The sequence below is a fragment of the Pseudomonas neuropathica genome (assembly GCF_051174785.1).
Classification (GTDB): Bacteria; Pseudomonadota; Gammaproteobacteria; order Pseudomonadales; family Pseudomonadaceae; genus Aquipseudomonas; species Aquipseudomonas neuropathica_A.
In genome coordinates, this window is record NZ_CP195111.1 from 3740355 (window position 1) to 3754816 (window position 14462).

General features: G+C 59.1%; 14 protein-coding genes. 5 read left to right on the top strand and 9 right to left on the bottom strand.

Annotated elements, in window-relative coordinates:
- Positions 1–44: 44 nt before the first annotated feature.
- The 4 genes from ACRRSD_RS17060 to gpmI form a co-directional block, all read right to left on the bottom strand.
- Entirely contained in the window at positions 45–821 is a 777-nt protein-coding gene (locus ACRRSD_RS17060) for a divergent polysaccharide deacetylase family protein (protein ID WP_038359962.1), read from the bottom strand.
- A 2-nt stretch (positions 822–823) separates the two neighbouring features.
- A complete protein-coding gene (locus ACRRSD_RS17065; protein ID WP_435034383.1) occupies positions 824–2143 on the bottom strand; it encodes a S41 family peptidase in 1320 nt (439 codons plus the stop codon).
- A 31-nt stretch (positions 2144–2174) separates the two neighbouring features.
- Complete coding sequence (locus ACRRSD_RS17070) at positions 2175–3461, bottom strand: murein hydrolase activator EnvC family protein (protein ID WP_435034384.1); 1287 nt, start codon at positions 3459–3461, stop codon at positions 2175–2177.
- A 230-nt stretch (positions 3462–3691) separates the two neighbouring features.
- A complete protein-coding gene (gpmI, locus tag ACRRSD_RS17075; protein ID WP_435034385.1) occupies positions 3692–5221 on the bottom strand; it encodes a 2,3-bisphosphoglycerate-independent phosphoglycerate mutase in 1530 nt (509 codons plus the stop codon).
- 153 nt (positions 5222–5374) lie between these two features.
- On the opposite strand from gpmI, the gene ACRRSD_RS17080 reads away from it, so the two are divergent.
- The 3 genes from ACRRSD_RS17080 to secB are packed head-to-tail and all read left to right on the top strand — an operon-like array spanning position 5375 to position 6587.
- Positions 5375–5788: a rhodanese-like domain-containing protein gene (locus ACRRSD_RS17080; RefSeq protein ID WP_016986346.1), complete on the top strand. Its 414-nt coding sequence runs from the start codon at positions 5375–5377 to the stop codon at positions 5786–5788.
- Between the two features lies 1 nt (position 5789).
- A complete protein-coding gene (gene grxC / locus ACRRSD_RS17085) occupies positions 5790–6044 on the top strand; it encodes a glutaredoxin 3 (protein ID WP_435034386.1) in 255 nt (84 codons plus the stop codon).
- 57 nt (positions 6045–6101) lie between these two features.
- Complete coding sequence (gene secB / locus ACRRSD_RS17090; RefSeq protein ID WP_007909233.1) at positions 6102–6587, top strand: protein-export chaperone SecB; 486 nt, start codon at positions 6102–6104, stop codon at positions 6585–6587.
- Between the two features lie 123 nt (positions 6588–6710).
- Here secB and ACRRSD_RS17095 read toward each other — a convergent pair whose 3' ends face one another.
- Entirely contained in the window at positions 6711–7166 is a 456-nt protein-coding gene (locus ACRRSD_RS17095) for a tRNA (cytidine(34)-2'-O)-methyltransferase (protein ID WP_007909235.1), read from the bottom strand.
- Between ACRRSD_RS17095 and ACRRSD_RS17100 the strand changes: the two genes are divergently transcribed.
- Together ACRRSD_RS17100 and ACRRSD_RS17105 are read left to right on the top strand one after the other, a co-directional pair.
- Positions 7165–7605, top strand: a complete 441-nt coding sequence (locus ACRRSD_RS17100; RefSeq protein ID WP_435034387.1) for a hypothetical protein — start codon at positions 7165–7167, stop codon at positions 7603–7605. The two genes, ACRRSD_RS17095 and ACRRSD_RS17100, sit on opposite strands and share 2 nt — an antisense overlap.
- Before the next feature lie 192 nt (positions 7606–7797).
- Positions 7798–9822: a leucine-rich repeat domain-containing protein gene (locus ACRRSD_RS17105; RefSeq protein ID WP_435034388.1), complete on the top strand. Its 2025-nt coding sequence runs from the start codon at positions 7798–7800 to the stop codon at positions 9820–9822.
- A 654-nt stretch (positions 9823–10476) separates the two neighbouring features.
- Here the strand turns inward: ACRRSD_RS17105 and ntrC are convergent.
- The 4 genes from ntrC to ACRRSD_RS17125 all read right to left on the bottom strand — a co-directional run bounded on the left by ntrC (position 10477) and on the right by ACRRSD_RS17125 (position 14359).
- Positions 10477–11913, bottom strand: a complete 1437-nt coding sequence (ntrC, locus tag ACRRSD_RS17110; RefSeq protein WP_435034389.1) for a nitrogen regulation protein NR(I) — start codon at positions 11911–11913, stop codon at positions 10477–10479.
- Entirely contained in the window at positions 11910–12995 is a 1086-nt protein-coding gene (gene glnL / locus ACRRSD_RS17115) for a nitrogen regulation protein NR(II) (protein ID WP_007909240.1), read from the bottom strand. The genes ntrC and glnL overlap by 4 nt, the downstream gene beginning before the upstream one ends.
- Positions 12996–13226: 231 nt before the next feature.
- Positions 13227–13850, bottom strand: coding sequence for a DUF4124 domain-containing protein (locus ACRRSD_RS17120; RefSeq protein ID WP_435034390.1), 624 nt, complete (start codon positions 13848–13850; stop codon positions 13227–13229).
- Entirely contained in the window at positions 13847–14359 is a 513-nt protein-coding gene (locus ACRRSD_RS17125) for a DUF4124 domain-containing protein (RefSeq protein ID WP_435034391.1), read from the bottom strand. The genes ACRRSD_RS17120 and ACRRSD_RS17125 overlap by 4 nt, the downstream gene beginning before the upstream one ends.
- Between the last annotated feature and the right edge of the window lie 103 nt (positions 14360–14462).

The window sequence follows — 14462 nt, forward strand, 5'->3', positions numbered from 1 at the left end:
CAGGTGTCTGGCGGTAACTATGTATTGAACAGCGTGACAGGGTATTACCGATATACCCCGTCTTTACCGTGGCCGAGCATGGCGCGATTGCTGCGCACGCTGATCATCTGCCTGATATCGATCCACTCGATTCCCTGAGCCTTCAGCTTGGGCAATTCGCGCTCCAATACCGCCAGTGTCTGCGGATATGGATGGCCGATCATCACTGCCGAACCTTGCTTGCGCGCCAGGCTGATCGCGGTCTGCAACTGCGTGGAGATCGCCGCCTCCGTACGCTCGTCATCGAGAAACACATCGCGCGAAACGCTGGCCAGATCGATCTTCTGCGCCTGTTGCGCGGCGACGGTCTGCGCACTGGTGCGGCTGTCGACGAAGAACTTGTGCCGGCGCTGCAACTCAGCCATCAACCACGCCATCGCCACCGGTTGCGCAGTCATGCGGCTGCCCATGTGGTTATTGATGCCAGCGGTGTACGGGACCATTTTGAACGCGGCGTTAAGGCGTTTTTCCAGCTCTTCGATCGGCAATTCGGGGTGCCAGGCGTACGGCCCGGTGGCCGGGTCCATCGGCATGTGCAGGATGACGATCTTGCCGGCGCGATGGGCTTCGCGGGCAAACTCGGTGGCGTGGGGGGTATCCGGCATGATCGCGGTGGTTACCGGGCCGGGCAGGGCCAGCACGCGGCGATCCCGGGGCAGGTTCTGCCCCAGGTCGTCGATGATCAGTGTCAGGTAGGCTTTGTGTGGCTTTGGGCTGACGGGTTCTGCGTGAGCAGCACCCGCCAGACAGCACAGCAGAACGAAGACGAAACGCAAAGACATCCTCAACGGCCGGACGTGATGCTCAGGCCTTTGAGCAGGCTCAGGGCCTGGGCCAGTTGATAATCGTCATCCTGCGGCATGGCCTTGGCCTTGCTGCCAGACCCGGTCGGTTTGTCGGCGCCGCCGTTGCCGTTGCCCAAGTGGCCTTGCAGGTCGGCTTCCTTGAAGTACTCGCCATCGGCCTCGCTGGTGATCTTGGCCTTGCGTACTTCGATGTCCGGGACAATGCCCTGAGCCTGAATCGAGCGGCCATTCGGCGTGAAGTACAGCGCCGTGGTGATCTTCAATGCGCGGTCGTTGTTCAGCGGCAACACGGTTTGTACCGAGCCCTTGCCGAAGCTGGTAGTGCCCATGACTACGGCGCGTTTTTGATCCTGCAGGGCCCCTGCGACGATTTCCGACGCCGAGGCGCTGCCACCGTTGATCAGCACGACCATCGGCACCGCTTCGCTTTCGTCTTTGCCGGTGGCCGAGAAGCGCAGTTCGGAGTTGGCGATCCGGCCCTTGGTGTAGACGATCAGGCCTTTGGTGATGAAGTGGTCGACCACTTCCACCGCCGCCTGCAATACGCCGCCCGGGTTGTTGCGCAGGTCGAGGATCACGCCATTGAGCTTCTTGCCGTTGTCCTTGCGCAGCTTGGCCAGGGCTTTGGAAACTTCTTCGCCGGTCTTGACCTGGAACTGGGTGATACGAATGTAGCCGTAGCCCGATTCCAGCAGTTGCGCCTTGACGCTCTTCACCTGAATCACCGCGCGGGCGAGGGTCACGTCGAATGGCGTGCCGCCGTCGCGTACCAGGGTCAGGGTGATTTTCTGGCCGATCTTGCCGCGCATCTTGTCGACGGCTTCGGTCATGGTCTGGCCGCGCGTTGGCGCACCGTTGATCTTGACGATGAAGTCGCCGGCCTGAATACCGGCCTTCGACGCCGGGGTGTCATCGATTGGCGAGACCACTTTGATGAAACCGTCTTCGGCGCCGACTTCAATGCCCAGGCCGCCGAACTCACCGCTGGTGCTTTCCTGCAACTCGGTGAAATCTTCCGGGCCGAGGTAGGCCGAGTGCGGATCAAGGTTGCTGAGCATGCCCTTGATTGCGTTTTCCAGCAGGGTCTTGTCGTCCACTGGCTCGACGTACGCGGCTTTGATCCGGTCCATGACCTCGGCAAAGGTGCGCAACTCTTCCAGCGGCAGCGGCGCCTTGGAGGTCGCGGCTGTACCTGCCGGAGCGACGGCCGGGGCTGGTTGCGCGGCAAACGCCAGAGGCGCGCCGATCACCAGAGCGATCGTCAGGGCCAGCGAGGTAAGGCGGGACAAATGCAGCATGTCGAACGAACTCCTGAATTAGGCGGTGCGCTTATCCTTGCGCACGGCACCATTGCGCCGGATCACTCGGGTGACCCTGCTGACGAATTGCGAAATACAGCGCTGGTGTGTCCTGACCGCCACTGTTACCGACAGTGGAGATCGACTCACCGGCTTTAACCACGTCCCCAGCCGACTTGAGCAGCGTCTGGTTATGACCGTAAAGACTCAGAAAACCATTGCCGTGATCAAGGATCACCAGCAGTCCGGCGCCACGCAACCAGTCGGCGAAGACCACGCGACCGCCATGCACGGCATGCACCTGGCTGCCGGCGGAGGCGCTGATCATCACGCCGTCCCACTTGGTCCGGGCGTCGTCGCCACGGCTTTCGCCGAAGCGTGCCAGCAGTCGACCATCAACCGGCCAAGGAAGTTTTCCCCGGGTTGCAGCAAAAGGGCCACCGAAGGTCTCACCGCTGCTGGAAACCAGCGCGCCGGGAGTGGATCTGGCGGGTTTTCGTGGGGCGTCGCTGGTTTCAGCCTGCGCCTCACGCAAACGCTTTTTTTCCGCTTCCTGCTGGGCGATCAGCGCTTTCTGCCGCGCTTCTTCTGCCTCACGAGCCTGGCGGGCCAGGGTTTCTTCAATGGTTTTAAGGACTTTAGACAGGTCTGCCTGATCTTGCTCGCGGGCCGCGAGTTTCTGATCGCGGGCCTTCACGTCATCGTTGAGCTTGGCGAGGACTTGCTGGCGTTCCTTGCGAACATTTTCCAGTTCGTCGCGCTGACTATCGAGCGTGCTTTTCTGCACCAGCAATTGCGCCTGCTGGGCGGCAATGTCTTTTTCGACATTGGCCAGCTGACGCAGGGTTTCGTTGAAGTTTTTCAGCTGTTCCAGGCGGGCCTGGCTCAGGTAATCGTAATAGGTGAGGGTGCGGGCGAATTTCTCGGGATTCTGCTGGTTGAGCAGCAACTTGAGGTATTCCTGGCGACCGTTCTGATAGGCCGCACGGGCCTGAATGGCGATCAGTCGCTGCTGTTCAGTGCGCGCGCTCTGGAGTTTTTTTTTCTCTGCATCGAGTCGCTGCAGCTCGGATTCGCTTTTCTGCAGTTCTTTCTGCAGCGCGTCGACCTGCTTCTGCAACTTGCCCAGCTCGGTTTCAGTGCCCTTGAGCTCTTTCTGTACGCCGGACTTTTCTTCCTGGACTTTGCTCAGCAGTTTTTTCAGCTCGGCAATGTCCTGACGCGTGGCGTCCAACTGCTGTTGGGTTTGCGCGCGCTCATCAGCGAAGGCCGGTTGGAGCAGGCAGGTCAGAGCGAGGGCGATCAGGACGCGGAGCATAGAGGCGGGCGGCACCAGGGTAAGGGACGGCCTAGTATGCCCGCCCGAGGCTGCAAAAAAAACGCCCAATTGGGGCTGTGTGATAACTGGCCGGAAAAACACCACAAACCAATGTAGGAGTAAGCCTGCTCGCGATGGCGTACTTACATTCAACAGAGTAGTCGACTGTCAGATGGCTATCGCGAGCAGGCTCACTCCTACAGGGTTTTGCGGTGTTTTGGCGATTCGGGTCAGATCAGAATCGAGGTGCCGGTCATTTCCGCCGGTTTTTCCAGGCCCAGCAGTTTCAGCATGGTCGGTGCCACGTCAGCCAGCACGCCACCTTCACGCACTTTCAGGTCGCGCTTGCCGACATAAATGAACGGCACCGGCTCGGTGGTGTGCGCAGTGTGCGCTTGACCAGTGGACTCGTCCGCCATTTGCTCGACGTTGCCGTGGTCAGCAGTGATCAGCGCTTCGCCACCGACTTTTTCCAGCGCATCGACAATGCGACCCACGCAGGTATCGAGGCATTCAACCGCCTTCACGGCCGCGTCAAACACGCCGCTGTGACCAACCATGTCACCGTTGGCGTAGTTGACTACGATCACGTCGTAACGCTGGTTTTCGATGGCGTCGACGATGCGGTCGGTGACCTCGGGTGCGCTCATTTCCGGCTGCAAGTCGTAGGTGGCGACTTTCGGCGAAGGGATCAGAATGCGTTCTTCGCCCGGGAACGGTTCTTCACGACCGCCGGAGAAGAAGAAAGTCACGTGGGCGTATTTCTCGGTTTCAGCGATGCGCAGCTGGGTTTTGCCGTTCTTCGCCAGATAGTCGCCCAGCACGTTTTCCAGGCTGCCAGCGGCGAATGCCGACGGTGCAGGAATGCTGGCCGCGTATTGGGTCAGCATGACGAAACCGGCCAGTTTCGGCTGGCGCGCACGTTCGAAATCCTTGAAATCGTCTTCGACGAACACGCGGGTCAGCTCGCGGGCGCGGTCGGCGCGGAAGTTCATGAACACCACGGCGTCGCCGTCTTCGACTTTTACCGGCTCACCGATGGACGTGGCTTTGACGAATTCGTCGCTCTCGCCACGGGCATAAGCGGCTTCAAGGCCTTCCTGCGCCGTGGCAGCGTTGAATTCGCTGTTGCCGTCGACGATCAGGTTGTACGCCTGAGCGACGCGATCCCAGCGGTTATCACGGTCCATGGCGAAGTAGCGACCGATAATGCTGGCGATACGGCCCTTGCCCAGTGCCTGGAAGGTCGCATCGAGCAGCTCGATCGACGATGCCGCGCTTTTCGGCGGCGTGTCGCGGCCATCGAGGAAGGCGTGCAGGTAGATTTTTTCGGCGCCGCGCTTGAAGGCCAGTTCGGCCATGGCGATCAGGTGATCCTGGTGGCTGTGCACGCCGCCATCGGAGAGCAGACCCATGAAATGCACGGCTTTGCCGGCGGCCACGGCTTTATCCACAGCGGCGCAGATGGTCGGGTTCTCGAAGAACTCGCCGTCGCGGATCGACTTGGTCACGCGGGTGAAGTCCTGATACACCACGCGACCGGCGCCAAGGTTCATGTGGCCGACTTCGGAGTTGCCCATCTGGCCGTCCGGCAGGCCGACGTCCATGCCGCTGCCCGAGATCAAGCCGTTCGGCACGCTGGCCCAGAGGCGATCGAGAACCGGCTTCTTCGCCGCAAAAACGGCATTGGATTCGGGGCTGTCGCTGTGACCGAAGCCGTCGAGAATCATCAGGACCAAAGGTTTAGGCGTAGTCGTCATGGAATCCACTCGTGGCTAATAAAGAAGAGGGCGATGGAAAAGGGAGTTGGAGTTTAAAGCTAAGTTCCGACCGCGTCACCGCCGGACGGGGTTTGGCCGACCATAGTGGCTGTGTATACTGGCCGACATTTTAACGCCCTGGAACCTCCTTCGATGGTTGCTCACCTGATTGAATTTGCCACTAACCACTACATTCTTGTCGGTATCTTCGTCGTACTGCTGGCTCTGCTGCTGGCACACACGATGCAGGGCGGCGGTAAAAGCCTGAGCACCGGCGAGCTGACCGCACTGGTCAACAAAGATGCAGGCGTGGTGGTGGACATCCGTCCGGCCAAGGATTTCGCTGCCGGCCATATCGTTGGCGCGGTGAACATTCCCCAGGACAAGCTGGCTGCGCGCGTCGCCGAGCTGGAAAAGCACAAGGCCAAGACCATCATTCTGGTCGACGCCCTGGGCCAGACCGCTGGCACCCACGCCCGCGAACTGATGAAATCCGGCTTCACCGCCGCCAAGCTGTCCGGCGGGATTTCCAGCTGGAAAGGCGACAACCTGCCGCTGGTGAAGTGATATGAGTGAAGTCATCGTCTACTCCAGCGATTACTGCCCTTATTGCGTGCGAGCCAAGCAGTTGCTCGCGAACAAAGGCGTGGCCTTCGAAGAGATCAAGGTCGATGGCAAGCCGCAGGTGCGCGCCGAAATGACCCAGAAAGCCGGACGCACGTCCGTGCCGCAGATCTGGATCGGCAGCAAGCACATCGGCGGTTGTGATGATTTGTATGCCCTGGAGCGCGCCGGCAAGCTCGACGCGCTGCTCAAGGCCTGAACGGCTGCACCCACGTACAGCACTCCCTAAAAGACCCAAGATCGATAAGGATCTGAGATGACTGACCAACAGAACACTGCAGCCAGCGAAGAAGAAACCGCACCGCAATTCTCCTTGCAGCGCATCTACGTACGCGACCTGTCCTTCGAAGCCCCGAAAAGCCCGGCGATCTTCCGCCAGCAGTGGGATCCGGCGGTCGCACTGGATCTGAACACTCGCCAGAAAGCACTGGAAGGTGATTTCTACGAAGTCGTGCTGACCCTGTCGGTTACCGTGAAAAACGGTGAAGAAGTCGCCTTCATCGCTGAAGTGCAACAGGCCGGTATCTTCCTGATCAAGAACCTGGATGCGGCTTCGATGAGCCACACCCTGGGTGCGTTCTGCCCGAACATTCTGTTCCCGTACGCGCGCGAAACCCTGGACAGCCTGGTGACCCGTGGTTCGTTCCCGGCGCTGATGCTGGCCCCGGTGAACTTCGACGCTCTGTACGCGCAAGAATTGCAGCGCATGCAGGAAAGCGGCGAGACGCCAACCGTTCAATAAGACGGTTTAGCAACACCCCATGTGGGAGCGAGCCTGCTCGCGATAGCGGTCTGTCAGACACATCAAAGTTGACTGACACGCCGTAATCGCGAGCAGGCTAGCTCCCACATTTGTTTTGTGGTGTTACTTGAAGTCGTTCTGGCGCCAGGCTTCGTATACAGCGACGGCCACGGTGTTGGACAGGTTCAGGCTGCGGCAGCCTTCGCGCATCGGCAGGCGCAGGCGCTGTTCCGGCGGCAGCGCGTCGAGCACTTCCGGCGGCAGGCCACGGCTTTCCGGGCCGAAGATGAACGCATCGCCAGGAACAAACGCGGCATCATGAAACGGTCGCGAACCCTTGGTGGTGAACGCGAACAGCCGTGGATTACCCAGGCTTTCCAGGCAACTGGCCAAGTCCGCGTGACGTTGCAGCGTGGCATATTCGTGGTAATCGAGACCGGCACGACGCAAGCGTTTGTCGTCCATCTCGAAGCCCAGCGGTTCGATCAAATGCAGGTGGCAGCCGCTGTTGGCGCACAGCCTGATAACGTTGCCGGTATTCGGCGGAATTTCTGGTTGAAAAAGGATGACGTGAAACATGCACGGCTCCGAAGGTAAAGATGAGCGGCATTCTACGCCGCCTGTGGACAACCGTTCGAAACTATTCCCGCGAGTCATCGGTTCGCTGGCGATTGTCGGCGTGATGATCGGTTTGATGATCGGCCGCCTGACCACGCCGGATCCTACCGTGCTGCAACAGGTCGAGGTGACGGATCAAGGGCTGGTGGTGTGGTTCAACAACGAACCCAAACTGCACGGCGAAATCATCGACGGCACGGTGGCGCTGTTGTTTCAGGCTGAAGGCCGGGCGCAGAAGGGACAGCTCAAGCTTGATGGTAAAGACGTCAACTGGCGTACGCGCAAAAGTGACGGCGGATTGCTGTTGACGGTACTGGCGGCGCGGCCATTGCAGGGCGACTGGGCTGGCAGCAAGGTCGACGACCGTTGGCGGCTGGAGATCCGCTTGCAAGCAAACTGATCGCAAAGCTGTCGCCTCTCTCCGATTCTCCTACGTTTCTTGGCGTTGTTTCCCGCTTCGCCAGTCTGCCTTTCCTATCTCCTTCAATACCCGTGCACGCTATCGTGTGCTGCTCCTTTAAACCGGCAGGATGCCAAAACCATCGTCCCTTTGCTTGAATGCCAGGGGCGACTTTTTCAAGGATGAAAAAACATGCCAGTAAAACCACCGCGCGGTGGCGGTACCCACGTAGATGTTCCCGGCGGTTCGAATCGGCCGGTGGAGGCGGCCCCTTCGCTCCCCGGCCCCTCAGGGCGCAGAGGAGTTGAATCAGGTCTTACCCCCGATAACCCGCAGTCGCTAGCCAGTGCTACAGACATTGATGTCATCCATCCGGCTCCTGCCGTCGTCGTTCAGACAGCCCCCGTTGAAGCTCGTTTGCCGACACCTCAGTCGGCGCTGGACCACTACGTAATCAACGCCCGGGCAATTCTTCCAGAAGTCAACAATGAAGGTTTAACGGTTTTCAAGAAGCGCACCTATGCTGAAGTTGCCAATGGCGAATTTGTGCTTGTCGCCGTGGATCCCGAGACGGGGCTGCATCGAGCCCGGCGGCCAAGCGATTTGCTTCACGGTCCGGTAATGCTGCGTGATGCCGATAGCGGTTTTTGGTACCCGCGTACGGTCGTTGAGCCAGCCACCCGAGCTCAGGTCCGAAGTTATCTTCCGGATATGACAGATCAACACGCGGATGATTTTATCGCCCGGTTCGGTGACAAGGACGTAGCGGAGCTCGAGCTCAAGCGGATTCAGCTGGGGCTGGCGCAACTGGGCAGCGAACACGTCAGCTTCCCGTACTTTCCATCTCGCGAGACCTGGGGTAATGAAAAACTGGCGGCGACTGAAATGTGGAACACGTTACGCCAGTTGTACAAGTGGCAAGCTCAGCCTGATCTGCGGGTCTATCGTGATGGGCAGGATGGGCAGCTAGCGGGTTACAAGCTGGATATGAATCTCATGCTATGGCCAGTCGACAGACTGCATTCATTGAAATTCAAATCAGTCGTTGAGCTTTCTTTAAGAGGAAATGCGCGGCTGAATCCTGAGGTGTTTTTTGCGCAATTTCCCAACATTGAAAGCCTGACGGTAACAAGCGAGCGATTCGCCACCGGGCTACATGTCTGGGATAACGCCGCCGGGCATTCTCAGTTTCAGATACTTCAATCAAGACTCGATATAAATCCGCGCTTTGCCACATTGTTGAACGGTCTATCCCGTTTACGCGTGCTGAGCCTGCAGGATTGCAACTTTCCTGCACGGTTTTCAGTGAGCGGTATGACCGAATTGCAAGTGTTGAGGCTTGGTAACACATATGGCATGACAGATCTTGCTGGCGTGATGGCTGAGTTGCCTAGTCCTTCGCGCTTACAGGTGCTTGATCTGCATCAGAATGATTTTTTGCTGGTGGCACCTGACATTACCAGGATGACCGAATTGCGTGTGTTGGATCTGACAGGAATCGGAATAAACCGCCTCCCTGGCGGGCTTGATGCCGACAACGGGCGGTCAAAACTGGAAGTCTTGAGACTTGGTGACAATGAGCTTTCCGTCGCACCGTCACTCAAAGGAATGACCGCACTGCAGGAGCTGGATCTTTCCAATGCAAGGTTAGACCGCTTTCCGGAAGGCATCACCAGCGAGATTCCCGGGAAAGTGTTGAACCTGGCGAACAACCGCATTACGTCGATTCCCGAATCCGTTGAACTCAGAGCCGGCTTCAATCTCATCGGCAATCCAATAACAGATCCGGCTTCCCTCCGGCGGCTGATACATGCACGTATCAAAACAGGTACCGATATCTGGCTGGGAGTTGAAAGTAATGATCGCTCGGCAAATCTTTGGCTGCGAAATGTGCCGCCGGGGAAAGAGTTATCTGAAAAATTGCAGCTCTGGAACAGTTTCGGTTCTCGGCCCAGCCTGCTGGACGCGATCCGGAAACTGAGTCGTACACCCGAATTTCATGTCGAGCATCCGCTTTTGCAGCGGCGGGTCTGGTGGTTCCTCAAGATCTACAGTGAGCGCGGCCTTGACGAGCAGGCGCGGCTCAACCACATCGCTCTCACAGAGTGGAGTCCCGGAAAAATGCTGGACAGGCTGGAAGCCGAGATCCGGGAATATGACTCGGGGCAGCAAAATCAGCCCCTGCATCATTTACCCAAGCGGCCTAAGCTCGATTGACACCGGGCTGAACGCCTCGGCGAATGGTGTAAAAGCGGGAATCCCTGACCTGCCTGTATCAGGGTTCCCAAAAGGATGGACGTCGCTGTTGGCGTCGGTCCGGTGTAAAGAGGGAACCCCCGGCCTGCCTGTACCAAGGATCCCAAAAGGGTGGGCTCGTCGCGTTGCGGTATGAGCCCGGTGTAAAGAGGGGAATCCCCGGCCTGCCTGTACCAAGGTCCCCGAAACGGGTGGTGAAACGAATCACCTGTGAGAGGTATTGCAGGGGGCGTGCCAGGTTTTCATTTGTTGAAACAAAAAAAGCTGCCCGGAAACACGAAAGCCCCGGAATTCGGGGCTTTCGTGCATTTGAAAAGTTTATTTTTCAGTGTTTTCACAAGCGGATGCGGGGATCCGACTGTGCTCAATCGCGGGTCATCGTGCATTGATGCGGTGCACAGTGGCCCTCACCCTAACCCTCTCCCGGAGGGAGAGGGGACTGACCTGGTCGCCCGGTCAAGTTACGCCGACCTGAAATACCCCGCCGAACTCGGGATTCGAAAACACCCGAGATCTGCTCCCTTTCCCCTCTCCCATTGGGAGAGGGCTGGGCGGGCGGCGTTCCGATGAGGGGCTGGATTTTGAATTCACAACAACCCTCAAGCGAACAAACCGTTAACCCTCATCCCCCTCGTCATCATCCCCACCATCAACCTTCATGCCCAATTCCTTGATCTTGCGCGTCAGGGTATTACGCCCCCAACCGAGCAAAACCGCGGCATCACGCCGACGCCCGGCGGTGTGCTTAAGAGCCGTTTCGATCATGATCCGCTCAAACGCCGGCACCGCGCTGTCGAGCAGACTCGACTGGCCACGCGCCAAGGCCTGATCGGCCCACTGACGCAACGCTTGCTCCCAGTTGGTCACAGGCGCCGAGTCCTGCGGCAGGTTCAGCAGTTCCGGTGGCAGGTCGCTGATGTGCACTTCGCGCCCGGACGCCATCACGGTGATCCAGCGGCAAGTGTTCTCCAACTGCCGCACGTTGCCGCCCCACGGCAGATTCTTCAGGTATTCCTCGGTCTCGCTTTTCAGCAGCTTCGGCTCGACCGCCAGCTCCTGCGCGGCGCGGCTGAGGAAATGCTTGGCCAGGGTCGGGATGTCTTCGCGACGGTCCGACAGGCGCGGGATGTGGATGCGGATCACGTTGAGGCGATGGAACAAGTCCTCACGGAATTTTCCAGCGTGGACCAGGGTTTCCAGATTCTGGTGTGTCGCCGCAATGATGCGCACATCGACTTTGACCGGCACGTGACCACCGACGCGGTAGAACTCGCCATCGGCCAAAACCCGGAGCAAGCGTGTTTGCGTGTCCGCCGGCATATCGCCGATTTCGTCGAGAAACAATGTGCCGCCGTCAGCCTGTTCAAAGCGACCGCGACGCAGATTCGCCGCGCCGGTGAACGCGCCTTTCTCATGGCCGAACAGCTCGGACTCCATCAGATCCTTGGGGATCGCCGCCATGTTCAGCGCGATGAACGGCGAGGTGGCGCGTGGGCTGTGGCGGTGCAGGGCGTGGGCGACCAGTTCTTTGCCGGTGCCGGATTCGCCGTTGATCAGCACGGTGATGTTGGAGTGGCTCAAGCGCCCGATGGCGCGAAACACTTCCTGCATCGCCGGCGCTTCACCGATGATTTCCGGAGTGCGGGTCAGTGCCGGTACGACTTCCAGGCCTTGTTGTTCCTGTGCGTGTTGGTTCGCACGTTTGACCAGCGATACCGCTTCATCAACGTCGAACGGCTTCGGCAAGTATTCGAAAGCGCCACCCTGATACGAGGCAACAGCGCTATCCAGATCGGAATGAGCGGTCATGATGATGACCGGCAAGCGTGGATGCTGCTCGCGAATCCGCGCCAGAAGATCCAGACCGCTGGCACCCGGCATGCGTATGTCGGAAATGATCACGTCAGGCTGCTGACGGGCCAGGCGACTCATCACGCCATCGGCGCTGTCGAAGCTCTGGGTGGTCATGCCTTCCTGCTGCAAGGCCTTTTCCAGAACCCAACGGATAGAACGGTCGTCATCGACGATCCATACGGTTTCACTACGGCTCATGTCGATGTGGCTCCTTGTTCCAGTGGCAGAAAGATCGAGAACGTGGTGTGGCCTGGATGGCTGTCACACTCGATCAGACCCTGGTGCTGGCTGATGATGTTCTGGGTAATGGCCAGACCGAGTCCGGTACCGTCCGGACGTCCGCTGACCATGGGAAAGAAGATGGTTTCCTGAAGTTCCGCCGGGATCCCCGGGCCGTTGTCGATGATCTCGATCTTGGTTACCAGGCGATGGCGGACGTGGCCGATGGTGAACTGGCGCATGGTCCGGGTGCGCAGGCTGATGCGGCCCAGGCGCAGCTCATTCTGGCTGCTGATCGCTTGCATCGCATTGCGCACAATATTCAGCACGGCCTGAATCATTTGCTCGCGGTCGATCAATACATCGGGAATGCTTGGGTCGTAATCGCGCACCAAGGTGATGCAGCCCTGGCTTTCCGCTTCGACCAGTTGGCAGACGCGTTCGAGCACTTCGTGGACGTTGCACATCGCCAGCGACGGCAGTTTGTTCGAGCCGAGCATGCGGTCGACCAGATTGCGCAGGCGGTCGGCCTCTTCAATGATCACGTTGGTGTAATCGCGCAGGCTGTCTTCCGGCAGTTCGCGGGCCAGCAATTGCGCGGCGCCACGGATGCCACCGAGCGGATTCTTGATTTCGTGGGCGAGACCGCGCACCAGCATCTTGCTGGTTTCCTGTTTGGACAGCTGAGCTTCTTCCTTGGTGATCCGCAGCAAACGGTCACGCGGATGAACCTCCAGCAGGAGCATGGTCGCGCCGTTGCTGAGGATCGGCGTCACCGCGTAATCCACGGTCAAGGTCTGGCCGGTGAGGGCGGTAAGCATCGCTTCGCGTTTGGTGAACGGATGCGCCTGTTCCACGGCTTGGCGCAGGGAATTCAACGCTTCGGTGGATTCGGTGAACAGCTCACTGATGAATTGCCCATGGCTACGCTGCCCGCTGATGGCGAGCAGCATCTCCGCCGCCGGATTCATGTACTCGAGGCGCAATTCGGCGTCGAGCAGGATGGTGGCGGTGGTCAGGTTGTCGAGCAGCAAACGGTGGATTGCGTCGCTAATAGTCATCGGAGCCTCTTTTGGGGGCGGAGCGTGCGCAAATAACAAGCGTCGGTGAACGGAAAATGCAAAAACCAAACCAAGGCTCTGAAAAGAAGCGTTCAACGCCTGAAACAGGCGTTTGACGCTCGTTTGAGTGGCAGGGTGCCAGCTCGAACGGGAAGTTTCGAACCAAAATGGGTTGGATTGTGAGTACGGTGCAACCTATTGCACCAATATAGTGCGCAAAGCTGAGCGGGGTTAGAAGAAACGCAGGAAGGGGTTTTTCGGCTCAGGCGGTTTGTCTTTCAGTGGGCATTCCGGACGGATGCCGTAATCGTCCTTGGCGCAGGGTTTGACCTGGCGTTTCTGCGCGAGGGATATGCGCAGCATGTGGAAAGGCTGGTTGGCGGTGCGTTCGACGGTGCGGCCTTCGGCATCGAGGATTTCCACGGACAGGTTGTGACTGCCACGGTCGATGTTGTTCAGCGGGAACACCGGACTCAGTCCGGGTTCACCGGTGGCTTGGCCATCCAGCAGCAGGCGATAGCGGTGGCCTGTTTGCAGGCCAGGTTCGCTGGTGACGCTGACGATGATCTCGCCGGCACTGCTGCGAATCGTTGCATCGGGTTCGGGCACCAGAATGCGTAGCATGTCGTAGTGGAACGGCGGTTGTTCCGGGGATTTTTTTGTCGTGGTGATTGGCGTGGTGGTCGTTGGGTTTGTGGACATGCGATTGCTGGTCGCGATGGGCACACGCTTGGCGTCGCCGCGCGGTTGGTCGGTGTAGACGCGGTTGCCTTGTGCGTCGGTGTAGGTGAAGACCTCTGCTGAGGCCGGCAGGGTCAGCAGCGCCAGCACGACGAACAAACATGCGCGGATCATGGCTTGTGCACCCGCTGTACGCTGAGAGGAACTGGCGGGCTCTGCTGGATGATCGTCTGTCCGTCGATCACCTGCACAGCGAGGCGATGTTCGCCGCGATCGACGTTCACCAGTTGCAGGCTCGGCACGTTGCTTGGTTGGCCGTAGGGCTCGTCATCCAGGACCAGCCGTAATTGATGTGGCGGTTGCAGGCGCGGTTTGATCAGCACATTGACAGTGAACGTGCCGTTGTTGGCGCGCAGGGCTTCTTCGCTGGGCACGCCGGCGAGTTCAAGAATGTCGTAGGCATTGCGCGCAGGTTCACGGTTTTCGGTGCTGGATGCGGGCGGTGTGCTCGGTGTTTGCGGCTCGACCCTGTTAAGCGGCGGCAACTCCACTGGCTGCGCCTGCACGCCATCGGGCGAATGATCGCTGTAGACCGTGTTGCCGTTGGCGTCAGTGTACTTGTAGATCTGTGCGGCAGCGGGCAGGGCGATCAGCAGCAGTATGTAGAGAAAGATGCGACCCATGAAATCGACCGGGATTGAAAGCGATGGGGTGCAGCATAGGCCAGACGCGGCGGTTGGCCCAACTCGGTAAACATCTGGTAACGCCCTCACCCTAACCCTCTCC

What these genes read in the sequence shown, in the direction of transcription:
- ACRRSD_RS17060 (WP_038359962.1), bottom strand. Translation starts at nt 821, where the DNA reads ATGTCTTTGCGTTTCGTCTTCGTTCTGCTGTGCTGTCTGGCGGGTGCT.
- ACRRSD_RS17065 (WP_435034383.1), bottom strand. Translation starts at nt 2,143, where the DNA reads ATGCTGCATTTGTCCCGCCTTACCTCGCTGGCCCTGACGATCGCTCTG.
- ACRRSD_RS17070 (WP_435034384.1), bottom strand. Translation starts at nt 3,461, where the DNA reads ATGCTCCGCGTCCTGATCGCCCTCGCTCTGACCTGCCTGCTCCAACCG.
- gpmI (WP_435034385.1), bottom strand. Translation starts at nt 5,221, where the DNA reads ATGACGACTACGCCTAAACCTTTGGTCCTGATGATTCTCGACGGCTTC.
- ACRRSD_RS17080 (WP_016986346.1), top strand. Translation starts at nt 5,375, where the DNA reads ATGGTTGCTCACCTGATTGAATTTGCCACTAACCACTACATTCTTGTC.
- grxC (WP_435034386.1), top strand. Translation starts at nt 5,790, where the DNA reads ATGAGTGAAGTCATCGTCTACTCCAGCGATTACTGCCCTTATTGCGTG.
- secB (WP_007909233.1), top strand. Translation starts at nt 6,102, where the DNA reads ATGACTGACCAACAGAACACTGCAGCCAGCGAAGAAGAAACCGCACCG.
- ACRRSD_RS17100 (WP_435034387.1), top strand. Translation starts at nt 7,165, where the DNA reads ATGCACGGCTCCGAAGGTAAAGATGAGCGGCATTCTACGCCGCCTGTG.
- ACRRSD_RS17095 (WP_007909235.1), bottom strand. Translation starts at nt 7,166, where the DNA reads ATGTTTCACGTCATCCTTTTTCAACCAGAAATTCCGCCGAATACCGGC.
- ACRRSD_RS17105 (WP_435034388.1), top strand. Translation starts at nt 7,798, where the DNA reads ATGCCAGTAAAACCACCGCGCGGTGGCGGTACCCACGTAGATGTTCCC.
- ntrC (WP_435034389.1), bottom strand. Translation starts at nt 11,913, where the DNA reads ATGAGCCGTAGTGAAACCGTATGGATCGTCGATGACGACCGTTCTATC.
- glnL (WP_007909240.1), bottom strand. Translation starts at nt 12,995, where the DNA reads ATGACTATTAGCGACGCAATCCACCGTTTGCTGCTCGACAACCTGACC.
- ACRRSD_RS17120 (WP_435034390.1), bottom strand. Translation starts at nt 13,850, where the DNA reads ATGATCCGCGCATGTTTGTTCGTCGTGCTGGCGCTGCTGACCCTGCCG.
- ACRRSD_RS17125 (WP_435034391.1), bottom strand. Translation starts at nt 14,359, where the DNA reads ATGGGTCGCATCTTTCTCTACATACTGCTGCTGATCGCCCTGCCCGCT.